This is a genomic window from Bartonella sp. bp_1 (genome assembly GCF_055808085.1).
This window is the reverse complement of record NZ_CM147851.1, coordinates 722,623-748,014: the sequence shown is the minus strand read 5'-3', so window position 1 is coordinate 748,014 and position 25,392 is coordinate 722,623. Positions and strand designations below refer to the sequence as shown.

The 25,392-nt window shown below is 44.9% G+C and carries 20 protein-coding genes and 2 pseudogenes; 10 read left to right on the top strand and 12 right to left on the bottom strand.

What is annotated here, in order from left to right:
• Window positions 1-101 precede the first annotated feature (101 nt).
• Window positions 102-320: pseudogene (locus tag ACYZ97_RS03730) on the bottom strand (hypothetical protein); the annotation flags it as partial.
• A gap of 275 nt (window positions 321-595) precedes the next feature.
• On the opposite strand from ACYZ97_RS03730, the gene ACYZ97_RS03725 reads away from it, so the two are divergent.
• A protein-coding gene (locus tag ACYZ97_RS03725) for an IS3 family transposase (protein ID WP_473299666.1) occupies window positions 596-1,710 on the top strand; the annotation gives its coding sequence in 2 pieces (ribosomal slippage) (window positions 596-848 and window positions 848-1,710; 1,116 coding nt in all).
• Here the strand turns inward: ACYZ97_RS03725 and ACYZ97_RS03720 are convergent.
• From ACYZ97_RS03720 to ACYZ97_RS03710, 3 genes are all read right to left on the bottom strand, one after another.
• Window positions 1,705-2,682, bottom strand: coding sequence for a site-specific DNA-methyltransferase (locus tag ACYZ97_RS03720; protein WP_473300145.1), 978 nt, complete (start codon window positions 2,680-2,682; stop codon window positions 1,705-1,707). The two genes, ACYZ97_RS03725 and ACYZ97_RS03720, sit on opposite strands and share 6 nt — an antisense overlap.
• 173 nt (window positions 2,683-2,855) lie before the next feature.
• Window positions 2,856-3,032, bottom strand: coding sequence for a DUF4391 domain-containing protein (locus tag ACYZ97_RS03715; protein WP_473300144.1), 177 nt, complete (start codon window positions 3,030-3,032; stop codon window positions 2,856-2,858).
• Window positions 3,033-3,259: 227 nt separating this feature from the next.
• Window positions 3,260-5,155 (bottom strand): BCCT family transporter, encoded by a 1,896-nt coding sequence (locus ACYZ97_RS03710; RefSeq protein ID WP_473300143.1) that lies wholly within the window; start codon window positions 5,153-5,155, stop codon window positions 3,260-3,262.
• Window positions 5,156-5,973: 818 nt separating this feature from the next.
• On the opposite strand from ACYZ97_RS03710, the gene nrdH reads away from it, so the two are divergent.
• The 6 genes and pseudogenes from nrdH to ACYZ97_RS03680 form a co-directional block, all read left to right on the top strand.
• Window positions 5,974-6,198 (top strand): glutaredoxin-like protein NrdH, encoded by a 225-nt coding sequence (nrdH, locus tag ACYZ97_RS03705; RefSeq protein ID WP_473300142.1) that lies wholly within the window; start codon window positions 5,974-5,976, stop codon window positions 6,196-6,198.
• Window positions 6,198-6,596, top strand: a complete 399-nt coding sequence (nrdI, locus tag ACYZ97_RS03700) for a class Ib ribonucleoside-diphosphate reductase assembly flavoprotein NrdI (RefSeq protein ID WP_473300141.1) — start codon at window positions 6,198-6,200, stop codon at window positions 6,594-6,596. Before nrdH ends, nrdI begins: the two co-directional genes overlap by 1 nt.
• The gene (gene nrdE / locus ACYZ97_RS03695; RefSeq protein WP_473300628.1) at window positions 6,593-8,728 is read left to right on the top strand and encodes a class 1b ribonucleoside-diphosphate reductase subunit alpha; all 2,136 of its coding nucleotides are present in this window, start codon (window positions 6,593-6,595) and stop codon (window positions 8,726-8,728) included. The genes nrdI and nrdE overlap by 4 nt, the downstream gene beginning before the upstream one ends.
• 20 nt (window positions 8,729-8,748) lie before the next feature.
• Window positions 8,749-9,726, top strand: a complete 978-nt coding sequence (gene nrdF, locus ACYZ97_RS03690) for a class 1b ribonucleoside-diphosphate reductase subunit beta (RefSeq protein ID WP_473300140.1) — start codon at window positions 8,749-8,751, stop codon at window positions 9,724-9,726.
• A 338-nt stretch (window positions 9,727-10,064) separates the two neighbouring features.
• A complete protein-coding gene (locus ACYZ97_RS03685) occupies window positions 10,065-10,838 on the top strand; it encodes an NAD kinase (RefSeq protein WP_473300139.1) in 774 nt (257 codons plus the stop codon).
• A gap of 175 nt (window positions 10,839-11,013) precedes the next feature.
• A pseudogene (locus ACYZ97_RS03680) lies at window positions 11,014-12,208 on the top strand (DEAD/DEAH box helicase); the annotation flags it as partial.
• A gap of 193 nt (window positions 12,209-12,401) precedes the next feature.
• Here ACYZ97_RS03680 and gltX (ACYZ97_RS03675) read toward each other — a convergent pair.
• The 7 genes from gltX (ACYZ97_RS03675) to rpiA all read right to left on the bottom strand — a co-directional run bounded on the left by gltX (ACYZ97_RS03675) (window position 12,402) and on the right by rpiA (window position 20,344).
• Window positions 12,402-13,781, bottom strand: a complete 1,380-nt coding sequence (gene gltX / locus ACYZ97_RS03675; protein ID WP_473300138.1) for a glutamate--tRNA ligase — start codon at window positions 13,779-13,781, stop codon at window positions 12,402-12,404.
• A 5-nt stretch (window positions 13,782-13,786) separates the two neighbouring features.
• Complete coding sequence (locus ACYZ97_RS03670) at window positions 13,787-15,475, bottom strand: NAD+ synthase (RefSeq protein WP_473300627.1); 1,689 nt, start codon at window positions 15,473-15,475, stop codon at window positions 13,787-13,789.
• Window positions 15,476-15,532: 57 nt separating this feature from the next.
• Window positions 15,533-15,880, bottom strand: coding sequence for a diacylglycerol kinase (locus ACYZ97_RS03665; protein ID WP_473300137.1), 348 nt, complete (start codon window positions 15,878-15,880; stop codon window positions 15,533-15,535).
• A 61-nt stretch (window positions 15,881-15,941) separates the two neighbouring features.
• Window positions 15,942-17,321: a class II 3-deoxy-7-phosphoheptulonate synthase gene (locus ACYZ97_RS03660; RefSeq protein WP_473300136.1), complete on the bottom strand. Its 1,380-nt coding sequence runs from the start codon at window positions 17,319-17,321 to the stop codon at window positions 15,942-15,944.
• A 74-nt stretch (window positions 17,322-17,395) separates the two neighbouring features.
• Window positions 17,396-18,787, bottom strand: coding sequence for a glutathione-disulfide reductase (gor, locus tag ACYZ97_RS03655; protein WP_473300135.1), 1,392 nt, complete (start codon window positions 18,785-18,787; stop codon window positions 17,396-17,398).
• 167 nt (window positions 18,788-18,954) lie between these two features.
• Window positions 18,955-19,554 (bottom strand): DUF2059 domain-containing protein, encoded by a 600-nt coding sequence (locus ACYZ97_RS03650; RefSeq protein WP_473300134.1) that lies wholly within the window; start codon window positions 19,552-19,554, stop codon window positions 18,955-18,957.
• Window positions 19,555-19,636: 82 nt separating this feature from the next.
• Window positions 19,637-20,344 (bottom strand): ribose-5-phosphate isomerase RpiA, encoded by a 708-nt coding sequence (rpiA, locus tag ACYZ97_RS03645; RefSeq protein WP_473300626.1) that lies wholly within the window; start codon window positions 20,342-20,344, stop codon window positions 19,637-19,639.
• 270 nt (window positions 20,345-20,614) lie between these two features.
• On the opposite strand from rpiA, the gene ACYZ97_RS03640 reads away from it, so the two are divergent.
• On the top strand, window positions 20,615-20,929 hold the full coding sequence (locus ACYZ97_RS03640) for a (2Fe-2S)-binding protein (protein WP_473300133.1): 315 nt from the start codon (window positions 20,615-20,617) through the stop codon (window positions 20,927-20,929).
• Window positions 20,895-21,386 carry a bacterioferritin gene (gene bfr, locus ACYZ97_RS03635; protein ID WP_473300132.1) on the top strand — a complete coding sequence of 164 codons (492 nt, stop codon included), beginning with the start codon at window positions 20,895-20,897 and terminating at the stop codon, window positions 21,384-21,386. The genes ACYZ97_RS03640 and bfr overlap by 35 nt, the downstream gene beginning before the upstream one ends.
• Before the next feature lie 290 nt (window positions 21,387-21,676).
• Here the strand turns inward: bfr and ACYZ97_RS03630 are convergent, their stop codons facing one another.
• Window positions 21,677-23,770: a ComEC/Rec2 family competence protein gene (locus tag ACYZ97_RS03630; RefSeq protein ID WP_473300131.1), complete on the bottom strand. Its 2,094-nt coding sequence runs from the start codon at window positions 23,768-23,770 to the stop codon at window positions 21,677-21,679.
• A 56-nt stretch (window positions 23,771-23,826) separates the two neighbouring features.
• On the opposite strand from ACYZ97_RS03630, the gene gltX (ACYZ97_RS03625) reads away from it, so the two are divergent.
• Window positions 23,827-25,248, top strand: coding sequence for a glutamate--tRNA ligase (gene gltX / locus ACYZ97_RS03625; RefSeq protein ID WP_473300130.1), 1,422 nt, complete (start codon window positions 23,827-23,829; stop codon window positions 25,246-25,248).
• The last annotated feature ends 144 nt before the right edge of the window (window positions 25,249-25,392 follow it).

Here is a 25,392-nt window from a genome sequence, read left to right as displayed (position 1 = left end):
GAAAATCAAAACAATCAAACATCAATAAAAAAGATACGCATGAGCCCCACGCTGGTAGTGGCTCCCCACAAGCTTTTAATGTTTCAAGCTCCCCCCCCCCATCATGCCACGGCCTTGCCACTGGTGTCACTATCCACCGCCACCGCACGGCCTTGCTTGTTGTATGCAATGCGTCCCTTTTCACGCAATCGGTCTTCCGCATTGGCTGCACGAGTACCGCCCCATCCCAGCACACGCATGGCCATCCCATATGACATAGCACCATGAAGCTGAAGAGCTTTGAAATAGGTCTCATCGTCATCCGGCTTGGCTTTACTATCATAGATAATTTCAGGATAAAGCTGGGGTGGTTTAAACCACTTGAATGTCTCAACATTATTCAACATCGGTACGGTGGTGGCGCGCTCTAAAATGTCAACATTTGTCAACATCGACAGTTCCGCTGCAATATGTTCAGCCTCTTCCCTTGAAAAACCGCCATCATATTCAAGAATAGCCACCCGTTCGTCTATCTGGGTGCACTGCTCTTTGACCTTGCCCCTTAGATTATCCTCGTTATTAAGTTAGTTTGTTTTCTGTTTAGGAGACGAACGAGATGAAGAAGAGCCGGTTTAGCGAAGAGCAAATTATCGGGATATTGAAAGAGCATCAAAGTGGCATGACTGCGGTTGATTTATGCCGCCGCCATGGGATTAGTGATGCAACCTTTTATAAATGGCGTTCCAAATATGGTGGGATGGAAGTGTCGGATGCCAAGCGCTTAAAAGCGCTTGAAGATGAAAATTCCCGCTTGAAGAAGCTTCTGGCTGAAAGCGTTATGGATGTGGCGAGCTTGCGCGAGATGCTGTCAAAAAACTTTTAACGCCTGGTTCAAGGAGAAGTGCCGTGAACTGGGCGATTGAAGAGCGATCTTATTCGCAACGCCGTGCCTGTTATTTGGTTGGTATTGATCCGCGGGTTTACCGCTATCAATCCCACCGATCTGATGATGGTATTCTGCGCCAACGTCTGCGTGAACTATCGCAGGCACGTCACCGTTTTGGCTACCGCCGTTTGCATCTGCTGCTGCAACGTGAGGGGTTTATTGTCAATCATAAGAAGCTTTATCGTATTTATCGAGAAGAGGAGCTTAAGGTGCGCAAACGTGGCGGCCGAAAGCGTGCTTTGGGAACACGTTCACCAATGACCATTCCACAGGATGTCAATCAACGTTGGAGCCTCGACTTTGTCTCGGATGCTCTGATTGATGGTCGACGCTTCCGACTTTTGAATGTGATTGATGACTTCAACCGGCAATGTCTGACAATGATTATCGATTATTCCCTATCAGGCAAGCGTGTTGCGCGCGAACTTGACAGGCTTTGTGAATACCATGGAGCACCCAATATGATTGTCAGTGACAATGGCAGCGAGTTCACATCCAATGCTATGCTTGAATGGCAGGAAAAGCATAAAAATGTCGAATGGCATTACATTGCACCGGGAAAGCCAATGCAGAACGGTTTTATTGAAAGCTTCAATGGCAGGTTACGTGACGAATGCCTCAATGAGCATCTTTTTACTGGTTTGACATATGCACGCCACCTTATCGAAGAATGGAGGAATGACTACAACCATAAAAGACCACATACAAGCCTGAAGGGTTTAACCCCCATAGAATTTACTAAAATGCATAAAAAAGATCAAAATGTGAACATTGCTAACTTATAAATGGGGATAAGTTAGGGGCAAGGTCACAGCTGGCGCTCCATCTTCTGTTATCAAATTAGATGATTTAACTTTTTTTATAACAACACGATCTGCTTCTGCCTCCATTTTTGATTTAGTCCAACGCCAAATACCATCACCTAATCGTGGACGTTCTGGAGGGAAAGTAACGCCTGGCGGTATTATTCTAGAACCATCTGGACATGTTATAAAAAATCTTTGTTCAGGATTTTGATTTTCTAAGCTAGACATATACATTCTAACAAGCTGATATTTTTCCCCTTTTCTGGGGCCCGTTTCATCAATCAAATTATATGCTTCATAATTTACACCACCAAAAAATTTTATCGTTGAGTTTATATCTTTTGCATAGGTCATGATATAATCAAAATTTGGCGCCCAAAAATCTCCCTTATTGTTACTTTTCTTAGTAACACGCCCTGCGCATCCAATAAAATTCTCGGCACCAAACACCTCATCACAAAGCCGTTTGAGGTTGGCCTGCTCATTATCATCTATTGATATAAAAATAACGCCGTCAGCGCGCAGTAGATTGCGCGCCAGTTTCAGGCGCGGATACATCATGCTTAACCAATCGGAATGAAAGCGGCCATTGCTGTCAGTATTGGCCACCAGCCGATTGCCATCCTCATCAATCTGGTTTGAGCGTTCCAGATAAGACGATGTATCGTCGGCAAAGTCATCTTCATAAATGAAATCATTACCGGTATTATAAGGCGGATCGATATAGATCATCTTAACCTTATTTAGATAGGTCTCCTGCAACAGTTTCAGCGCATCAAGATTATCACCCTCGATAAAGAGATTTTTGGTGGTATCAAAATCCACACTTTCCTCACGCGCCGGGCGCAATGTCTTGGCAATTGGCGCATTGGCGGTGAGAAGCGCCTCGCGTTTGCCCGGCCAATCAATTCTATAACGCTCTTGTGGCCCTTCGACGATATGGTCGCTCAATTCCTGTTTTAGCAAGTCGAAATCAATAGAACGGACAATATCCCCGTTTTCGTCCGCTGCTTCCGTTACACAGTTGGGGAAAAATGTCTTGATCCTGTCGATATTCTGCTGGCTCAAATCCGGCGAATGCAGCTTCATTTTTTCCATTGTCTTACCCAACTATGTCTTTTCTACTATTCACTTTCCTGCAAATGCAGAAGCGCGGCTTGCTGTTTCTTCAATTCACTATTAATCTCAACCTTGCGGTTAAACTGTTTTTCACGACTAAGCTGTACTTGTAATCTTATAATGTCTTTTTCTTTTTGCTGTCCGTCTTCAAATGCTTTTAGACAATTTGTGTTTTCAAACAAGAGAAAATTCTACCTATTTTGATTGGATTACTTATGTAATGGTTTACCAATAAATTAGAACAATCTGCCACTCAGTATTTTCTGAAAAGAAGGGCGCCTACCCTTTTCAAGCTCTCACCTTTATTATCCCATATTATCCCAATTACCTATGACCCCAGCGCCGCACCCTCACCGGCCTTTACGCTTGTTGCCATACGCTACGGATAAAGCCGTCACATTAAGAGCAATCAGGATTCTTGTTCTTCTTTCTCCCGCATCAATTGGGTGAATTCAACACGTGCCTGCTGGGCCGCCTGAGAAGCTTCAAGTTTGGCTTCCTTGGCTTTTTGCAGCGTATTTGAAAGGCGCTGCAATTCATCCTGTAATTCTTGCGGTATGGTATGCTCAGATACATCCGCATCCCACTCAAGCGCCAGAGCACGTATTTTCTTACGAACCTTGGCCAAATCACGATTGGCATCACGCTCAATTTCAGCCGCTTCCATAGCCTTGTCTCGCATCTGTTCGAATTTTGCCAAAGCAACCCCCTCTTTCGACCAAGGATCCATCGTATTGGAATCACTGATATGGATAATCGGGTCGGAATAATCTTCCTGATTGCGCAGATCAAAATTGGCCGCTTTAACAATCGACACCATCTGCAGGCAGGTTATAAACAACAGCGGCAGACCGCCAACAATAGCTGCCGTTTGCAATGTGCCAAGACCGCCCAGAAACAACAGAACACCGGGCATAAAGGACAAGGCAAAAGCCCAAAAAAGCCTATTCCAGCGCAATGGTTCATGAACAACCTTTTTCTGCACCACAGCAGCGAGAATATAGGAAATTGAATCAAAAGTTGTGGCCGTGAATATAACGCATAAAAGTGTGAAGACCAAGATTACCATATAACTGAATGGTAGTTGTTCCAGCGTGGCAAAAATAGCCGCTGTCGGGCTTTCACGCTTCAAGATGCCGATAACATCAACAACACCGTTTAATTGCAGCGACAAACTGTAATTACCCAAGATGATGAAAAACAGAAAACAACCGATAGAACCAAAAAAGATTGATCCCACAACCATCTGCTTAATGGTACGCCCACGCGAGATGCGGGCTATAAACAGCCCCATACTGGGAGCAAAAACCAGCCACCATGCCCAATAGAATATTGTCCAGTTTTGTGGAAAATGCGTACGATCAAAATCACCCATCCCACCAAAAGGCTCCGTCCATGTTGCCATGCGAAAGAAATTCGTCAACATGTGTCCGAAAGCATCAAGGCCGGTATTGAGCATAAAAACTGTCGGGCCGGCTAAAAGCACAAAAAGCAAAAAGCCCATAGCGCCCCAGAAATTTATATTAGAAAGAAATTTAATGCCCTTTTCCATACCGGCATAGGAGGAATAGGCAAAAATGCATGTACATAGCAGAAGAATACAAAGCTGTACGGTAATCGTTTTGGGTATGCCGAACAAGTGGTGCAAACCTTCGGTGATGAGAGGCGCGGCGAGACCAAGCGTTGTTGCACCACCACCCAACATACCAAAAACAAACAGGATATCTACAATTTTACCAATAAGCCCCTTGCTGCGTTCTTCACCCAATACCGGCATAAGAGACATCGAGATTTTTAACGCCGGTTGCTGACGCACATAAAAGAAGTAGGCAATAGGCAAAGCTGGGACAAGATAAATGGCCCAAGCAACAAAGCCCCAATGGAAAAGGCCATAAGTGGTTGCCCAACGATAAGCTTCATGACTACCCGGCTCAAGATTGAAAGGTGGTGTTATGATATAATAGGCCCATTCAATCGTTCCCCAATAAAGGATAGATGCCCCTATACCTCCACAAAACAACATGGCTGCCCAAGACATGGTGCCAAACTCAACATCTTCATCCGGCTCACCCAATTTGATCTGCCCGATATCGGAAAAGATCACAAAAATCATAAAGAAAAAGGATACAAGACCAAGCAGAAGATAAAGGAACCCGAGCTTATCGGTCATGAAAGCTTTAGCAACTCCCACCCACTGCGCCCCCATTTCAGGAAAGAACACAAGCGGTAATGTTACCGCCAATAACAAAACGACAGAGCCCCAGAACGTCACTTTGTCGATGAGGTGGAACTTTAAACTTTTCAATATCCTATCCCTACTATTTTAACTCTGATATCGGTATGGCATGCAAAAGCATTGATACATATAACCCATACCCTACATAATATTCAGCTTTAACACAAAGTCACTTGCCCTTATCCAGATCGAACCTAGTCTATTTTATCCGGACATCATATAATTTTGAAAAGATATAAAATCACAGGAAAGTTTTCCACGATATTCACAGGACAAAATTTGCCGTCAATAACGGATTAAAAATCCAGAAGTTTTCTTTTTTTTGATCCGTTTTTAGTGCTATATGAACACGGAAAAGAATTGAAAAACGACATTTTTCCATCATTCTTCTTCACAAAATAACATATGTATCTTGACGTTTTTTTCACGATCAATACTATATCTAGTGTTCGAAGGTTCTTTTTGATTCGTATTGAGTGGAAAAGAAAAAGGAAGTCTAGGAAAGGTTGTTTTTCAGCCCAACTTAGAGCCATACCGCGAATTTGTTGGTTGATATTATACATGAACACCGCTGGAATATATTGCAGTGGCGTTGGTGTGCGACCGCTTTTTTGTAAGGATGGCCTTCAGCAAAGACATTGATAGACTGGAATAAATATAGGGTTGTTGGCGTGAGGGTAGAGTACCCAACAACTCGTGGGGTATTTTTTGTTAAGGCTCGGAATGAAGTTCTTGTGAAGAGGGAAGAGAATTGAGTTATTTCACAAGAAAAGAATCTGATCTCAAGCGTCTAGTCGCAATGTAGTGTTAAATTTGTAGTGCTTACTATGAGAAAACTTTTACACGGGCGGATGGATCCGCTCCTTTAGATAATGAAAGACTGCACCATGACTATTACAATCTATTCCAAACCGTCTTGTGTTCAATGCAATGCTACCTATCGTGCACTGGACAATAAAGGCCTCGATTATCAGGTTGTAGATATTTCTGAAGACCAAGATGCCTATTCATATGTGCAATCGCTTGGTTATCGTCAGGTGCCGGTTGTCGTAGCCGGTGAAGATCACTGGGCAGGCTTCCGCCCTGATATGATTAACCGGCTTGCACACTAATGAGCCTGCTGGTTTACTATTCAAGCGCAACCGGCAACACCCATCACTTTGTAAAACGACTCGATCAACCTCTCTTCCGGATTGAAAAAGACAAGCCGGGAGAGCGGGTCTATGAACCCTATGTTATGGTGGTGCCGACCTATGCCGATGGTGAAGGACTTGGCGCAGTCCATAAAGCTGTTATCAGCTTTTTAAACGATGAACACAATCGCGCTTTGCTGCGCGGTGTGATCGCAGGCGGTAATCGCAATTTCGGCTGGGCTTATGCCCTTGCAGGCGATGTCATTGCAAAAAAATGCAATGTACCATGCCTTTATCGCTTTGAACTGCGCGGAACACCCGACGATGTCGACCGCGTGAAACACGGATTAGAAGAATTTTGGAAAAAACAACCATGAACCGTTCGTCATCGCTTGCACAAGAGCCAGATTATCACGCGCTGAATGCCATGCTCAATCTCTATGACGAGCAAGGCCACATTCAATTCGACAAGGATAAGCTGGCCGCTCGTCACTATTTTCTTCAACATGTCAACCAAAACACGGTTTTCTTTCATAATTTGAAGGAAAAGCTCGATTATCTGGTTGATGAAGGATATTATGAAAAGAATGTGCTTGATGCTTATGACTTTCCTTTCATCAAAAATCTTTTCAAACGTGCCTATGCACATAAATTCCGTTTTCCGACATTTCTTGGCGCTTTTAAATACTACACCAGCTACACACTAAAAACATTTGACGGCAAACGTTATCTGGAACGCTATGAAGACCGCGTATGTCTGGTCGCGCTGGCTCTGGCACGCGGCGACAAAAAACTGGCTGAAAAAATGGTGGACGAGATTATCTCCGGCCGCTTCCAGCCGGCGACACCGACCTTCCTCAATGCTGGCAAAAAACAACGTGGCGAGCTTGTTTCCTGCTTTCTGCTGCGCATTGAAGACAATATGGAATCAATCGGTCGGTCGATCAATTCCGCCCTACAGCTTTCAAAGCGCGGCGGCGGCGTAGCATTATGCTTGACCAATTTGCGTGAAGCCGGTGCACCAATCAAGAAAATCGAAAACCAGTCATCCGGCGTTATTCCGGTCATGAAGCTTTTGGAAGACGCGTTTTCTTACGCCAACCAACTTGGGGCACGTCAAGGTGCCGGCGCGGTCTATCTTAATGCCCATCATCCTGACATTATGCGTTTCCTTGATACAAAACGTGAAAATGCCGATGAAAAAATCCGCATTAAAACCTTGTCTTTGGGTGTTGTTATTCCCGATATCACCTTCGAGCTTGCCAAAAATAATGAAGATATGTATCTCTTCTCGCCCTATGACGTTGAAAATGTCACCGGCAAGCCATTTAGCGATATCGCACTTTCCGACCATTACCGCGAATTCGTCGATGATCCGCGTATCCGCAAAAAAAAGATCAATGCCCGCGAATTCTTCCAAACGATTGCCGAAATCCAATTTGAATCCGGCTATCCCTATATATTATTTGAAGATACAGCCAATAAACTCAATCCGATTGATGGCCGTATCTCGATGAGCAATCTTTGCTCGGAAATCCTGCAAGTCAGCGAACCGAGTGTTTTAGAAACTGACCTGAATTATGAACATATAGGAACCGATATTTCCTGTAATCTGGCATCCCTTAATATTGCCAAGACCATGGAATCTCCTGATTTTGGCCAGACAGTCGAAACCGCTATTCGTGCGCTTTCTGCTGTTTCCGATATGAGCGATATCTCCTGTGTACCATCCATTGCCAAAGGAAATGCGCAAAGTCATGCCATCGGTCTTGGTCAGATGAATCTTCACGGTTTTCTTGCCAAAAGTCGTATCTATTATGGTTCACCGGAATCTGTCGATTTTACCAATATTTATTTTTATACCATCACCTATCACGCTCTCAGAGCATCCAATCTAATTGCCAAAGAACGCAAAGAAAAATTTGCCGGCTTTGAAAAGTCGACCTATGCCAGCGGAACATTCTTTGACAAATATATCAACAAGTCTTGGAAGCCCAAACACGCAAAAATCAAAAAGCTGTTTGAAGAAGCCGGCATTGCAATCCCAACGCAAGAAGATTGGGAAAAGCTGAAAGCTCTGGTTGCCAAACATGGACTTTATAACCGCAATCTGCAGGCAGTCCCACCGACCGGTTCAATTTCCTATATCAACCACTCGACATCCTCGATTCATCCAATTGTATCGAAGATTGAAATTCGCAAAGAAGGCCAAATCGGGCGCGTCTATTATCCTGCTCCCTATATGACCAATGATAATCTGGAGTATTATCAGGATGCTTATGAAATCGGTCCTGAAAAAATCATTGACGTCTATGCAGCAGCAACACAACATGTCGATCAGGGATTATCTCTGACACTGTTCTTCCCGGATACGGCGACAACCCGAGACATCAATAAAGCGCAGATCTACGCATGGAAAAAGGGCGTTAAGACCATCTACTACATCCGTTTACGCCAAATGGCCTTGAACGGTACCGAAGTTGAAGGTTGTGTATCCTGTTCGCTGTAAGAGCTGCTTGTGAGGAAAAAATGAATACCACCACACCCCACCAAAACAACATGATTGAAGCAATTAACTGGAACCGCATTGAGGACGAAAAAGACCTTGAAGTGTGGAATCGACTGACCGGTAATTTCTGGCTGCCAGAAAAAGTCCCGCTATCAAATGATATCCCGTCATGGAATAGCCTGACACCGGATGAGCAAACTTTGACAATTCGCGTTTTCACTGGCCTGACATTACTTGATACAATCCAGAACAATGTCGGTGCCGTAGCATTGATGCCGGATGCGATTACACCCCATGAAGAAGCGGTATTGACCAATATTGCCTTCATGGAAGCCGTACATGCACGCTCCTATTCATCGATTTTCTCCACACTGTGTTCAACACCCGATGTTGATGCTGCTTATCGCTGGTCACGTGAAAATATTCATCTACAGAAAAAAGCTCAGCTCATTCTTGAACGCTATCGTGCAGACAATCCGCTCTTGAAAAAAATCGCTTCTGTTTTTCTAGAAAGCTTTTTGTTCTATTCAGGCTTTTACCTGCCAATGTATTGGTCAAGCCGTGCAAAACTCACCAACACAGCCGACCTTATCCGTCTTATCATTCGTGATGAAGCGGTCCATGGCTATTATATCGGCTATAAATTTCAGCTGGCCTATGAAAAACTCAAGGCTAAAGAAAAGCAAGAACTGAAAGATTTCTCTTTCGGTCTGCTGCTCGACCTTTATGATATTGAATGTAAATATACTGAAGAGCTTTATGATGGTATCGGCCTGACCGAAGACGTTAAAGTATTCCTTCATTACAACGCCAATAAGGCATTGATGAATCTTGGTTTTGAACCACTATTTCCGCCAGAGACAGCCCGTGTCAATCCGGCAATACTTTCAGCCCTTTCACCCAACTCGGATGAAAATCACGACTTCTTCTCCGGCTCGGGCTCTTCCTATGTAATCGGTAAAGCAGTTGCAACAACCGATGATGACTGGGCATTCTGATCGATCCCAAGTAAAAAAAGAAGGCCGGAAAAATATACCGGCCTTTTTATTTCCAAAAGACGCGCCACCTTTTTCAGCAAGACATCCAAAACCGCTTTCCAAACGCTCCAAAGATTGTTTGAACACCCAAGCACACCTGCCGAAAAGTTATTTACCACATCACGCCCCATGACAAAATCAAAAGCATGAATCAATATAGCTATTACGATACACGATATTGATCTCATCTTAGCCGGATGGATTAGCCATAGCGCTCCCATCCTTGATATCGACCTTGATTTTCCTAATGATTGAAAAAGCGCCTTTTCTATTCATACGAACTGTGATTATCTCCACGCATGAACAAACAAATTGAAAAACTCTGTTTTATTGCCGCTGATACGGATGAAGCCCATAAAGCACGTAAAAACCTGATAGAACGCTACGGCCAAACCGATGTGGCTACAGCAGATGTTATTGTCGCTTTAGGCGGCGATGGAACGATGCTGCAAATTGTACGTGACTATATGAATACGGCCAAACCGATTTATGGCATGAACCGCGGTTCAATCGGCTTTTTGATGAATGAATATAGTGAAGACGATTTGCTGGCACGCATATCTGCAACCCACCGCGAAGAAATCCGACCCTTACGTATGATCGCCGATTCCGATGTTGACGGTCGTATAGAGGCTCTGGCCATCAATGAAGTCTCTCTCTTTCGCCAGTCCTATCAGGCTGCCAAGATTAAAATAAGCGTTGATGAAAAAGTTCGTATGGAAGAGTTGATTTGCGACGGCATCATGGTTGCCACACCCGCAGGATCGACAGCCTATAATCTCTCGGCACAAGGCCCTATTTTGCCACTAATGTCTCCACTGATGGCACTCACACCTGTCAGTCCGTTCCGGCCACGCCGCTGGCACGGTGCCTTGCTTCCCGATACTGTTACAGTACGTTTCGATATGCTGGAAGCCAATAAACGTCCAGTCAATGCCGCAGCCGACAATGTTGAAGTCAAATCTGTACGCTGTGTTACCATATCATCAGCCCCTGATATGACAGCTTCTGTCCTCTTTGACCCCAACCATTCATGGGATGAACGCATTCTTTCTGAACAATTCCGTTACTAAAACACCACAAAAAGGATCAAAAGCTTATAAAAACGTGTGCTTTTATGTGCAAAGGTTGACTTTTATGCGCCAGCGGCTTAACGCCATTAAAGCTTAACGCATTTTTTGCAAATATTTGACTTTAAAAGTCGTATTCTGCACATGTTCAACTCCCTGAAGAGAAGTATTCTTAGCATTGACAACTTTCGCCGATCTGGGCCTTTCCGATAAAGTTCTTCAAGCCGTCACCGCAGCGGGTTATGAAAATCCAACGCCTATTCAGGCTGGAGCCATCCCGCATGTCTTACAACGCAAGGATGTGCTCGGCATCGCCCAAACCGGAACAGGAAAAACAGCCTCCTTTGTATTGCCGATGTTGACTCTGCTTGAAAAAGGGCGGGCAAGAGCCCGTATGCCACGTACGCTTATTCTTGAACCCACAAGAGAATTGGCCGCGCAAGTTGGTGAAAATTTTGATAAATACGGCATCAACAACCGCCTGAATATGGCTCTTCTTATTGGCGGCGTTTCCTTTGAGGATCAAGATCGCAAGCTTGAGCGTGGCGTTGATGTCTTGATAGCAACGCCCGGACGCCTTCTGGATCATTTTGAACGGGGAAAATTGCTGCTAACAGGTGTTGAAGTTCTTGTTATTGACGAGGCCGACCGTATGCTTGATATGGGCTTCATTCCTGATATTGAACACATTTGCAAGCTTATTCCGTTCACCCGTCAGACACTGTTTTTTTCAGCAACGATGCCACCGGAAATTACCAAACTGACAGAGCAATTCCTTCATTCACCCGTTCGTGTCGAAGTCGCCCAAGCATCTTCTACAGCCAAAACCATTACCCAAAAACTGGTCAAATCCGGTTCCAAAGCATGGGATAAACGTGCGGTTTTACGTGACCTGATCAAAAAAGAAGGTAGTGAACTGAAAAATGCGATTATCTTCTGCAATCGCAAAAAGGATGTCTCGGAACTCTTTCGTTCATTGGTCAAACATGATTTCAGCGCCGGTGCGCTTCATGGCGATATGGATCAGCGGTCCCGCATGACGATGCTGGCTAACTTCAAAGATAATAAGCTCAAGCTCCTTGTGGCCTCTGATGTAGCCGCACGTGGACTGGATATTCCCGATGTCAGCCATGTTTTCAATTTCGATGTACCGATCCATGCCGAAGACTATGTCCACCGTATTGGACGTACCGGTCGTGCCGGACGTCTTGGCAAGGCTTTTACTATTGTCACAAAATCCGACAAAAAATATGTCGATGCAATTGAATCCATGAGCAAAGAAAAGCTCGAATGGCTGGATGGCGACCTCTCGACGCTACTAGCGACGACGGAAGAGGGAACAGATACCCGCCATAAAAGAAATACTCGCAAAAGCGATAAAAAATCGCCACCTCAAAAGAAGATTGAAGAACTGCAGGAAACCAAACCGGCGCCTGAAAAACAAACGACCCCACCAAAGCCCATTCGCAAATCACGCCCTGAAGAGCGTGACGATCCTGCTCCCTTAGGTTTTGGTGAAGACGTACCGGCCTTTATGCTCATCGAACCAACCTTCAAAAAATAAGATCATCCGGCGGCCAACCGTTTCAGCACAACTTCGTGTCCAATTAAAACCAATAGACCAGCCATTTCAGGGCCATGCTGATGGCCGGTCAAGGCTACTCGCAAAGGCATAAAAAGTTCTTTTCCCTTACGTCCTGTCTTTTCTTTCAATACAGAAGTCCAATTCTTCCAACTTTCCTGATTAAATGGCGCCGATGGCAAAAGAGCAGCGGCAACAGCTATAAATTCCTGATCTTCGCTATTGAGCAGTGATATAAATGATTGGTCGGCATCTGAAACAATCGGCCACCAATGAACCGTATCATTGACCTTATCAATATTGCCCTGGATAATTGTCCAAAAATCTTTTGCTTTCTCGCCGTAAATACCCAAACGCTCGAGCCGCTCTGCCACATCTTCATAAGAATAGCCGTGGACAAGAGGACGATTAAGATTACCAAGATCAGCAGGATCAAACTTGGCAGCAGATTTAGATGTGGCGGTTAGATCAAAATGTTGTGCCAACACTTCCATCGTCGGATAGGCTATTACATTCTCCGATGTACCGATCAAGGTTGCAAGTGAGGCTACGGCCATTGGTTCAAAACCATCTTCATGCAACCCACGAATAGAAAGCGCACCCTTGCGTTTGGAAAGGCCCTCGCCGGATGAAGTCGTCAGGAGATTGATATGGCCAAATGTCGGCACTTTGCCGCCAAGCGCTTCAAAAATAGCAATCTGCACGCCGGTATTGGTAACATGATCATCACCACGAATAATATGGGTAATCTCCATATCCATATCATCAACAACCGATGGTAGCGTATAAAGATAGGTGCCATCACCACGCACGAGCACCGGATCTGACATCGAGGCCAGATCAATAGTCTGAGGACCACGTACCAGATCATTCCACTGCACTTCGCTACGTCGTGTTTCAAAAGGGCTACTTTCAAAATTAGGGAGCAAAAAACGCCAATGAGGCTTACGCCCTTCTGCCTCATAAGCTTTTCTTTGCTCATCGCTCATTTGCAAGGCTTCACGCCCATATACCGGTGGCAATTTACGAGACAACCTTATTTTACGGCGCCGTTCCAGCTCTTCCGGCGTCTCATAACATGGATAAAGCAGCCCCTTTTCTTTCAGCCCCTCTACAATCTTGTCATAAGATGAAAACCGCTTGGATTGATACTCCACCTGATCGGGCTTTATACCCAACCAGTCAATATCTTCGGCAATAGCATCAATATAACGCTGCTCAGAGCGCTCCTGATCGGTATCATCGTAGCGCAACACAAATTTTCCGTTATTTTGCTGGGCATAAAGCCAGTTAAATAGCGCAATACGTGTATTGCCGATATGAATATAACCGGTGGGCGAAGGAGCGAAACGTACTTTAACCATGGGGATTATGCTCTATTTTTGTCGCGGAAACGATTGGTAATGGGATAGCGGCGATCGCGGCCAAAGTTCTTATGCGATATTTTGACACCAGGCGCAGATTGACGGCGTTTATATTCGGATAGATAAAGCAAATGCTCAATTCGTTCAACCACTGCCCGCGCATGCCCGCGCCCGACAATTTCATCAACGCCCATTTCTTTCTCAACCAAACATTTCAGAATATCATCAAGCACCGGATATGGCGGCAGACTATCCTGATCCGTCTGGTTTTCACGCAATTCTGCTGAAGGTGCCTTATCAATAATATTTTGCGGAATAACAATACCTTTTGGTCCCAACATATAGTCAGGCTTATTTTTATTACGCCAATCACACAGCGCATAAACTTGCATTTTATAAAGATCCTTTATCGGATTGAAACCACCATTCATATCGCCATAAAGCGTACAATAACCAACCGACATTTCCGACTTATTGCCTGTTGTAACAACCATGGAACCGAATTTGTTGGACACTGCCATCAAAATGGTACCACGTGTCCGACTTTGCAGGTTTTCTTCAGTAACGCCGCTATCTGTGTCTTTAAAAATCGGTTCAAGCGCTTTGAGAAAGCCTTCAACCGGTTGAAAAATCGGTATGGTCTCGTAAAGACATCCCAACGCCTTGGCGCAATCTTCGGCATCCTTGAAGGATTCCTGTGATGTATAATGATAGGGAAGCATAATGGTACGTACACGATCTACACCCAAGGCATCAACAGCCATAACCGCACAAATGGCCGAGTCCACACCACCGGAAAGGCCTAATACAACGTCCTTGAACCCATTTTTATTGACATAATCGCCAAAACCCAAAACACAGGCACGATAATCGGCAGCAAGACCATCATAAAGTGTCTCTTGCGGGCCTTCGATACATTGCCATTGATTATCATGTTTTTTCCAATGGCTGATGCCGATCTGGCTTTCAAAATGCTTCATCTGGAAAGCCAGAGAACCATCACCATTAAAAGCAAAAGAACCGCCATCAAAAACCAGCTCGTCCTGACCGCCCAATTGATTGGCATAAATAACAGGCCGATTACATTGTTCAATCTGTTTTTCAACAATTTGAAGTCGCAATTGCGGCTTGGAACGGCTATAGGGCGAGCCATTGGGAACCAGAATAATTTCAGCGCCTGCCGTTACGAGAGAATGGCAAATCGTAATATCGTTCCAAATATCTTCACAAATCGGCATGCCGATTTTGATACTGCGCCACTCAACCGGCTCAGGATACGGGCCCTTCTCGAAAACGCGTTTTTCATCAAATTCGCCATAATTGGGTAAATCATACTTCAAGCGATCGGCAATAATATTGCCATCATCAATCAACACGGCACCGTTATAGACCTTATGATCCCTATGGATAGGCATCCCTATAACAATGGCGGTTCCTTTTCCCTTTGTATATCGCGCCAAATCTTCAATGCTATTAGCACAGGCCGATAAAAACGCCGATTTAAGAACAAGATCCTCAGGCGGATAACCGCAGATAAAAAGCTCGGAAAAAAGAAGAATATCAGCGCCCTTGGCAACAGCCTCGTCATAGGCTGTTTTTGCCAAAGAAAGATTGCCTGCAACATCCCCCACAACAGGATTTAACTGGGCAACTGCCAGACATAAATGGTCAGTGATAAATTCTTGTTTCGCCATATTCATGCTGTAGCGTGCCTTATCACCTTATGCAATCCGCTTTAATCTTTGCCCTTATCACCAAAAAGTATTGATGACAGCCCATCCCCAAACGACTGCTGCCAATAAAATAGCAAGCAGAACAGCAAGAGAGCCGGCATCTTTGGCAATACGGATATCTTCCCTAAAATCCCGCGTCAGCGCATTACATGCGGCTTCAACTGCTGTATTCAGGATTTCAACAATCAGGACAAAAACAATCACACCGATCAATATAAAAAATTCTACCATGCTTTGACTAAGCCAAATCGCGACTGGTATAGCGATCAACAAAACCGCGACTTCCTGTTGCACGGCTTTTTCTGTTTTAAGCAAATAAACCAACGCCCGACAGGAATTCTGAAAAGCCGCAAAAAGACGTTTCATACATAAAACCCTATTTCATTGAAAATATAAAAACCACTTTTTAAAAGCGGTTTTTATAAGATCAGCCGTGAGTAGCCTTTTTGTTTTCAATCGCATCACGTTCTTTTTTCAAAAGCTCTGCAACAAGAAAAGCAAGTTCCAAGGCCTGATCTGCATTAAGACGCGGATCGCAATGGGTATGATAGCGATTCGACAGATCTTCCGGCGAAATACCATGCGCACCGCCAGTACATTCGGTAACATTTTTTCCTGTCATCTCGATATGAATACCACCGGGATGGGTACCTTCGGCACGGTGAATAGCAAAAAATTGCTCAACTTCCTTTAAAATACGATCGAAAGGCCGTGTCTTATAACCACCGGCTGTAATTGTATTGCCATGCATCGGATCACATGACCATACAACCTTGCGCCCTTCCCGCTCGACAGCACGAATAAGAGCTGGCAAATGATCGCCGACCTTGTCATAGCCAAAGCGGGCAATCAGCGTCAGACGACCTGATTCATTTTCCGGGTTAAGCAAATCAATAAGGTTAAGCAATTCGTCCGGATTAGACGATGGACCGCATTTAACACCGATCGGATTTTTAATGCCACGACAATATTCAACATGGGCATGGTCAAGCTGGCGTGTCCTGTCGCCAATCCACAACATATGACCAGACGTTGCATACCAATCACCGGATGTTGAATCAATACGTGTCAAAGCTTCTTCATAGCCCAGCAACAATGCCTCATGGCTGGTAAAAAACGATGTCTCGCGCAATGACGAATTGGTTTTGGCATTAATACCGATGGCCTGCATAAAGTCCATCGTTTCGGAAATGCGTCTGGCCACAGCATCATAACGTTCACCCTGTGGACTGTTACCGACAAAGCCCAACATCCAGCTATGAACATTTTCAAGATTCGCATAACCGCCTTGGGCAAAAGCGCGTAAAAGATTAAGGGTTGCTGCCGATTGACGATAAACCATCGACATACGATGAGGATCGGGAATGCGCGATTCAGGAGTAAAGTCAATACCATTGATAATATCACCGCGATAGGATGGCAGCTCTACCCCATCCTTACTTTCAGTATCGGAAGAACGCGGCTTGGCAAACTGACCGGCAATCCGACCAACCTTCACCACCGGCTTGGCCGAACCGAATGTCAACACAACCGCCATTTGCAAGAAAACACGGAAAAAATCGCGAATATTATCGGCTTCATGCTCAGCAAAGCTTTCCGCACAATCACCACCTTGCAGCAGAAAAGCACGGCCTTCAGCAACTTCAGCCAATTCACTTTTCAATTCACGGGCCTCACCGGCAAAAACCAATGGCGGATAACGACGAAGTTTGTCTTCAACTTCCTGTAGCTGTGCCTGATCAGGATAAAAGGGAACCTGCTTGATCGGTTTTTTTCTCCATGATTGCGGTGTCCAATTCTTGCTCATTTGATACTCGCCATTCAAAAGTCATACATCAATGCGTACGTTTATAGACCAACATACCCCGACTTGCCAGCATTTCATTTGCTATCAAGCCGCTGGCCGTTTTCATAGCTATAACTCGGCTGATACATGGTTACCAATTCCTCTGCCGCACTGGGATGCAGTGCCATGGTTGCATCAAAGACATCTTTTGTCAGACGACCTTTCAAAGCAATCCCTAAAAGCTGCGCCATTTCACCGGCATCCGGCCCGAATATATGGGCTCCAATAACAAGACGGCTTTTTCCATCAACAATCAGCTTGGTCAACATACGCTCATCGCGACCGGAAATCGTATTGCGCATCGGACGAAACAATGCACGATATACATCAACTTTTTCATATGACTTCACGGCATCTTCTTCCGACAAACCAACAGTTCCGATTTCAGGCTGAGAAAATACAGCTGTTGCAATCAGATCATGATCAGGCTGGGTCGGGTTGTTTTTAAATACTGTCTCGATAAAGCACATAGCTTCATGGATCGCGACCGGTGTCAATTGAACGCGATTGGTTACATCACCAACAGCATAGATATTATCAACATTGGTCTTCATATAAGGATCAACAAGAATTGCACCGGCCTTATCCAGTTCAACACCGGCATTTTCCAATCCTAATCCTTGCGTATTAGGCACACGCCCCATAGCCAGCATAACTTCATCAGCAGTCAAAACTTCACCATCAGAAAGGGTTACATGTAGCCTTTCTTTGCGTTCGACACTTTTCAGTTCGTTATTATAAATAATGCGAATACCTTTTTTGGTCATCGCTTCACTTAACAACCCACGCAGATCATGATCAAACTTACGCAATAATAAATCACCACGATAAACCAATGTCGTATCCACACCCAACCCATGGAAAATATTGGCAAACTCGACCGCAATATAACCGCCGCCGGAAATAACAATAGATTGAGGTAACTGCGCCAGATCAAACGCTTCATTCGAAGAAATACATAATTCATGTCCTGGTAAATCCGGATAGGCCGCCACCCGACCACCGGTTGCGATCAGAATGGTCTGCGCCGTAACACGTTCACCTGTTTTGGTCAGTTCCAACGTATGCGCATCAACAAGCTGAGCACGACTTTCAAACACACGAACATTGTTATTATCCAATCCTTTACGATAAAGGCCTTCAAGGCGGGCAATTTCCTTATCCTTAGCATCACGCAATTCAGACCAATTGAAAACTGGCTTTTCAACCTTCCAGCCAAAACCGGCGCTATCAGCAAATTCTTCCGAATAATGCGAAGCATAGACGAACAGTTTTTTGGGTACACATCCGCGAATAACACAGGTGCCGCCCATACGGTATTCTTCGGCAATTGCCACACGTTTTCCAAGACTGCCTGCAACCCTTGCCGCCCGCACACCGCCAGATCCGCCGCCAATAACAAAAAGATCAAAATCAAATGCCGACACAGCAGTCTCCTTTATTCCAATGACCGATCAATATATCGGTATGCTTCTATCAAGATAAAAGCCTTATGCGCATTCTTAATTTGTATTTTTTATTCCTGACAAGACCAGACAGAGATCGTACCATAAAAAAAGCGGCCTTACGGCCGCTTATACAGTTACCAATATTCTTATTTTGGATCACTAGGATTTGTTGGTGCCGCAGGCTTTTCAGGCGTTTTCGGTGCTTCAGGCGCCGCAGGCACTACATCCAACTGAGGTGCCTTAGCTGCACCGATTTTTTCAACCAGAGCTTTTCCAACATTAGTTGCCAATTCTTGTGCAACAGCCTGACTCCAGACATTAAAGGCACCGACTGCATCATTCATAGCAACAGGACCTTTTGACAACAACTTTTTGCCAGCGTCCGACTCATAAAAAGCGGCAATGGCATTTAATTCTTGTTCACTGAAATGCTTGGCATAAGCACGGGCAGCTTCTGTCTCAAGATCACCACGACGCTTAGCCAAAGACAAAGCTTCTGTATCAACTGTATCAGAAATAACAGCTTCAAGATTAGGATCCTTGCGCACCAGTTCGTTCTTTAGATCACGTGCCGTGCTGGGCAAAAAATTATCAAACGGATCTGTTGCATGAACAGCCGCGATTGCTTTACGTGCAGCCGCAATATGGGAAGCACTGATTTCCTGCGCCTGTGCAAAGCCAATGCTTGCAGCAACAAGCAAAGCAACTCCGGCAGGTTTAATCAATTGACGATAAAAAGTTTTCATTCAGTTCTCTCCATATCTGCAAACAAGTGGGATCAATCCCGCCTCTTCCATATTCTTAAATTCAATATCTGTAAACTCATCTTCAAACGAGGTCAGATACCGACAAAACATCAATATTGCCATCTTTGCGAGCAATAACAGCATGAGAAGCAATATCCAAAAACAGGCCATGCTCAACAACACCGGGAATCGCAAAAAGTGCATCTGATAATGATTTTGGCTTAGAAATACGGCCAAAAAATGCATCCAGAATGTAATGCCCGCCATCTGTCATAAAGTTTTTGTTATCACGCTGTCGCAGACGGATATCCAACCTTAGTCCGTAATCTGCAGCAACCTTTTCTATGGCAAGTTTTGTTGCGCCTACCCCAAAAGAATTCACCTCAATCGGCACGCCAAAATCACCCAATTCGGATACAAGCTTGCTCTCATCCGCAATAACAATCATATCATGCGAAGCACAAGCCACAATCTTTTCTCGCAGCAATGCACCGCCACCGCCTTTAATCAGCCCCATTTTCGGACCGATTTCATCGGCTCCATCAATTGTCAGATCAAGAATCGGCTCTTCATCAAGTGTTGCCAATGGAATTGAAAGAGACCGGCATAAATCGGCAGATGCTATGGATGTTGGAATACCGACAATGTTGAAGCCATCAGCTACTTTTGCCCCCAACAACCGTATGAATTCATTGGCCGTGGATCCTGTGCCAATACCAAGTTTCATGCCCTCCTTGACAAATTCCAACGCTTTGGCAGCTGCCGCAATTTTTAACTTTTGAGCGTCCATAATATCTTTACAATCTACATCTATAGGCAAAAGCCGATATGCCAGCTTCCAGCCACTATAATCATTCATAAATCCTATTGGCAGAATTTTAAAACAGCCGTTCTAGAAAAGGCACCCTCTACACAACCACTTTCAATTGATAATAGCCGATTTCCCCAACTTTTATAAAGTTGAACTCTGGCATCAAGATTTTAATTGATTTTTTGAAACAATACCTTCATATATCTATCAAGTTTAATGGTTTTCTATAGAAGAATAACGGATTTTTCCATGCTGGTATGCTCTTGCAATGTAATCAGCTCACAAGAAATCGAGGCTGTTATCCGTGAAATGCTGGATCATGACTGCTGGCAATTGATCGTTCCTGGGCATGTTTATCATGCTATGGAAAAGCGTGGTCGTTGCTGTGGCTGTTTTCCTAATGTACTTGAGATAATAATTAAGGTAACAAAAGAATATCACCTCACGCATGCAATCGATGAGGCAAAAACTCTCGTCTATCTTGAGCGGGTGCGGGCATTGCATTCAAAATACAGGAGAATTGGAAATCATGAAAGGTCACGCAAAGGTCATCGAGCGGCTTAACGAAGCTTTATTTCTTGAATTGGGAGCCGTCAATCAATATTGGCTTCACTATCGTCTGACAGAGGACTGGGGTTATACGAAACTCGCCAAAAAAGAACGTGAGGAATCCATTGAAGAAATGGCTCATGTTGATAAGCTGGTTAAGCGTATCATCTTCCTTGAAGGCCATCCCAATATGCAAACACTGGCACCTTTGCGTATTGGTCAGAACATCAAAGAAGTTCTGGAATGCGATCTTGCCGGCGAATATGAAGCCCGCGAATCCTATCGCCAATCACGTGAAATCTGCGCCGAACTTTCCGACCATATTTCGAAAAAGATTTTTGATGAGCTTCTTGAAGATGAAGAAGGCCACATCGATTTCCTCGAAACCCAGCTTGAACTGCTGAACAAGATCGGTGAAGAGAAATACGGCCAGTTGAATGCCGGTTCTGCCGATGATGCAGAGTCCGAATAAAGTCATAGTGACCAGATAAAAATAGGGCTCTAAGCCCTATTTTTATTCCCATGCCCGCGAAGCATATATTCTTTGTCTATTCCATGGCCTTGTCGGCAGGCCACTTCCCCAGTTAAAATAATTATCCTGATCTATTTCCAATGCACCCTTTAAGGTTAGATCCTGCCGTGTAATCATGATGGGCATCTGTGACGTAGTGGTGAAAGGTGCGCAATCTGCAAGCATATTACTAAAATCAGCAATAATAACTGCCGCCTTTGGGCAAATCTCAGGCAAAAGAAGCGGACGCGTCACACTATACAGACGTCGTCCATGCGGAAGAATAGCAACACAATAACCACGCTGGCATAAAAACCCATTCCCCCATGCTTCTGGCTTTGAAACAGGTGGATAATATCAGGGATGGCAAAAGTACGCCTCCAATTATCAACCACAAAAGATGAAGTATTCTTTTGATTGACAGCCATATGCCCCTGCGGGTCAAAGAACGCTACCAGTCTTGCATCTTCCGATACCAGAATTTGTGGCTTGGGCTGTGCCAGATTGATAATAATACCAACAATCAAACCAGCCAGTCCAAAAAATCTTAAGATACTGTGCATGAACAATAAACAGACCAAGCCCGCGCTCATAGCAAGAATTGCCGATGTTGTGATACGGCCAAAATTAAAATTTGGCGACAACGATGCCGTCCAAAGCGCAATATCGCGAACAAGATCAATACCATACCCCATAATACACAAAGGCAGATACTCAAGCCCCAAAGGCATCAACAAAACCGCAATTAAAGCAAACGGCATAACAATGACAGACATAACAGGAAAAGCGAGCGCATTACTCAAAACACCGAGTAGCGCAATGTTATTAAACTGATAAGCCGAATAAAGACCGCTGACCGTTCCTGCAATAAGAGACGCTGCAGCCGTTGATAGAAAAGCCACAAAACAAGAACGAACAATGCGCATGACAAAAGAATATTCTTCCACGAGATTTCCGGCATTCTGGCGATAGCGGCTCCACCAGCCAAAGGCCGCAATTAAACCAGCCGTTGCAGCAAAAGACATCTGGAAACTCGGTCCAAGAATTTCATGCGGTGTCAAAATCAAGGTAATCCATGCAGCTATAGCCAGATTACGCATAGTTAATGCCGCCCGATCCAGAACAATGGCAAAAAGCATGACGGCAACCATGATAAAACTACGCTGCGCCGCCACATCTGCACCTGAAAGCATAAGATAAAATGCAGACATAAACAAAGCCGCGCCAGCGGCAACTTTTTTCACCGGATAATGTGATGAAAAAACAGGAAAAAACGCAAAAATACTTTGCATACCCCACAAAAAAAGACCGGTAACCATCGCCATATGCAAACCAGATATGGAAAGAATATGCGACAGACCGGACAGGCGCATTGCATCATTGGTCGCAGTGCTTATACCACCGCGCTGGCCAGTAATGAGGGCAGCAGCAATAGCGCCATTCTCACCTTTAATGACCTGCTGGATACGCGCTGTCATAAGACTGCGCAATCGTGTAATTCCTATAAACAGCCTTTCCTTCAAACTAACAGGAAAAGTCAGTTTGGACTTTTGCGGCATACCAACAAAATAGCCCTGAGCACCAATTCCTTTAAAATAAAGATTAAAAGCAAAGTCATAACCATCCGTCCGTACCGGACCTGAAGGCGGTCTCATATGGACGCGTCCCTCTATTATATCCCCGACCTTTATACCTTGAGGAGACAAACGAGCCGTCAACTGAACCCGGGAAGGTGCATATTTCAATGACGGCGTATCAGTAGCCAAAATATCGATCAGAAGTCGGTAACGGCCGCCATCACGCTTTTCCAAATCGACAAGACGCCCTGTCAGATTTGTTGATACATTATTGCCTAGCATCACGGTATCAAGCCGCCATGTTTCCAACTTTGCAGCCAATAATCCTGCGCATAGACACAGGCTAAATCCTGAAATTGTCTTTAACAGATAATAATGACGGCATAAAAAGCGAAAACCTGTTACAATAAGCAAAATGATAAAAGCATCGCTCCAATGCATTTCATAAGAAAGATTGAAATAGATTAACGCGCCCGAACCAGCCCAAACAGGCGTAAACAAGAAACCGACCCGATGGGCCCTTTCTATTTCAATTGTCTCTGCCATACGGCGTATAATACGATAAAGCCATGCATGATGATGCATATAGAACCATGCATGATGATGCATTTCGACAAAAGCGGCGTCAGCATCTGGATAACTTAGCGGCATACCGGCAATATTATGCCGTATAGGCTCTACCATCGGAAAATGGCTGCGCTCATCCACCTCGTTTAATGTAGAATTGGGCTGCAAATTATGATCAACCCGCCACGATGACTGTTGCATGTCTACCAGTCTATGCTACATCACTTAAGAAAAAAAGCATCATTGCCGGAGTTTTTATGTCTAAACCTGTCATTACACGTTTCGCGCCCTCTCCTACCGGGTTCCTGCATATCGGAGGCGCCCGTACCGCCCTTTTCAACTGGCTCTATGCTCGTCATCATGGCGGAAAAATGCTTCTACGCATCGAAGATACCGACCGCGAGCGTTCCACACCTGAAGCCTACAACGCGATTATTTCAGGACTCGACTGGCTGGGACTGAAATGTGATGGCGAACCGATCTCGCAATACGCGCGTGCTAACCGACATCGGGAAGTGGCAGAAGAACTGGTTGCACTTGGTAAAGCTTATTATTGTTACGCCTCGCCTGAAGAATTGACACAAATGCGTGAAACAGCACGCGCTGAAGGACGACCGCCACGCTATGACGGGCGCTGGCGTGACCGTGACCCATCACAGGCCCCTGAGGGTATTAAACCTGTTATCCGCATCAAGGCGCCGCTAGACGGCGAAACCATTGTCCATGACCGCGTACAAGGTGAAGTGCGTTTCCCCAACAAGGATCTGGATGACATGATCATTCTGCGCTCTGACGGTACCCCCACCTACATGCATGCTGTGGTGGTCGATGATCACGACATGGGCGTAACCCATATTATCCGAGGTGACGATCATCTGACCAATGCCGCCCGTCAAACGCTGATTTTCAATGCCATGGGCTGGGAAGTGCCGGTGATGGCGCATATTCCACTGATACACGGGGCAGATGGAGCCAAACTTTCCAAACGCCATGGTGCACTTGGTGTCGAAGCTTATCGGGATATGGGCTATCTGCCGGAAGCATTGCTCAATTATCTGGCCCGTCTGGGCTGGAGTCATGGCGATGATGAAATCATGTCAATCAAGGATATGATTTCATGGTTTGATATTGATGACATCAATAAAGGCGCCTCACGCTTTGATTTCAAAAAACTGGAATCAATCAATGGCCACTATATGCGAGAAGCCGCTGATAGCGAGCTTCTGCAGCGGGCCCTCGATATCCTGCCTTCCATTGACAATGGACAGGATATACTCGCTACTCTTGATGATGAAAAACGCAACCAATGGCTGGCAGCCATGCCCGGTCTGAAGGAACGCGCCAAAACGCTGGTCGAACTAATAGACAGTTCCAACTATCTTTTTGCCAAGCGTCCGTTGCCGCTGGACGAAAAAGCACAATCTCTACTTGATCAAGAAGGTAAAAAACTTCTCACCGATATTCTTCCCGTCATCGAAAACTGCAGCTCATGGACCAGTGAAGCACTCGACAGTGCCATCCGTGATTATGCGCAAATAAAGGATATCAAGCTCGGTAAGATTGCACAACCTTTGCGTGCAGCTTTAACCGGCAAAGGTGTTTCACCCGGAGTCTTCGACGTTCTTGTTGTGCTAGGTCGTGAAGAATCATTGGCACGCATCAAAGATCAGACCAATTAAATCGATTAACTTCACGCAAGCGTGACGAAACACACTAAAAAGCGATGTTTTTACCATTGCAAGCGGCGTAGATTTGATTACTTTGATACAAGGAATTCCCTGTTATCAAAAATACCGCGCAACGGGGTAGGTACATAAGCGGCA

Bases quoted from the DNA above. Each gene is read 5' to 3' on its own strand.
- gltX (WP_473300130.1), top strand. From the start codon at position 23,827: ATGTCTAAACCTGTCATTACACGTTTCGCGCCCTCTCCTACCGGGTTC.
- ACYZ97_RS03665 (WP_473300137.1), bottom strand. From the start codon at position 15,880: ATGAAACGTCTTTTTGCGGCTTTTCAGAATTCCTGTCGGGCGTTGGTT.
- ACYZ97_RS03660 (WP_473300136.1), bottom strand. From the start codon at position 17,321: ATGAGCAAGAATTGGACACCGCAATCATGGAGAAAAAAACCGATCAAG.
- ACYZ97_RS03685 (WP_473300139.1), top strand. From the start codon at position 10,065: ATGAACAAACAAATTGAAAAACTCTGTTTTATTGCCGCTGATACGGAT.
- ACYZ97_RS03670 (WP_473300627.1), bottom strand. From the start codon at position 15,475: ATGGCGAAACAAGAATTTATCACTGACCATTTATGTCTGGCAGTTGCC.
- ACYZ97_RS03640 (WP_473300133.1), top strand. From the start codon at position 20,615: ATGCTGGTATGCTCTTGCAATGTAATCAGCTCACAAGAAATCGAGGCT.
- nrdE (WP_473300628.1), top strand. From the start codon at position 6,593: ATGAACCGTTCGTCATCGCTTGCACAAGAGCCAGATTATCACGCGCTG.
- rpiA (WP_473300626.1), bottom strand. From the start codon at position 20,344: ATGGACGCTCAAAAGTTAAAAATTGCGGCAGCTGCCAAAGCGTTGGAA.
- bfr (WP_473300132.1), top strand. From the start codon at position 20,895: ATGAAAGGTCACGCAAAGGTCATCGAGCGGCTTAACGAAGCTTTATTT.
- nrdH (WP_473300142.1), top strand. From the start codon at position 5,974: ATGACTATTACAATCTATTCCAAACCGTCTTGTGTTCAATGCAATGCT.
- ACYZ97_RS03630 (WP_473300131.1), bottom strand. From the start codon at position 23,770: ATGCAACAGTCATCGTGGCGGGTTGATCATAATTTGCAGCCCAATTCT.
- nrdI (WP_473300141.1), top strand. From the start codon at position 6,198: ATGAGCCTGCTGGTTTACTATTCAAGCGCAACCGGCAACACCCATCAC.
- gltX (WP_473300138.1), bottom strand. From the start codon at position 13,781: ATGGTTAAAGTACGTTTCGCTCCTTCGCCCACCGGTTATATTCATATC.
- nrdF (WP_473300140.1), top strand. From the start codon at position 8,749: ATGAATACCACCACACCCCACCAAAACAACATGATTGAAGCAATTAAC.
- ACYZ97_RS03650 (WP_473300134.1), bottom strand. From the start codon at position 19,554: ATGAAAACTTTTTATCGTCAATTGATTAAACCTGCCGGAGTTGCTTTG.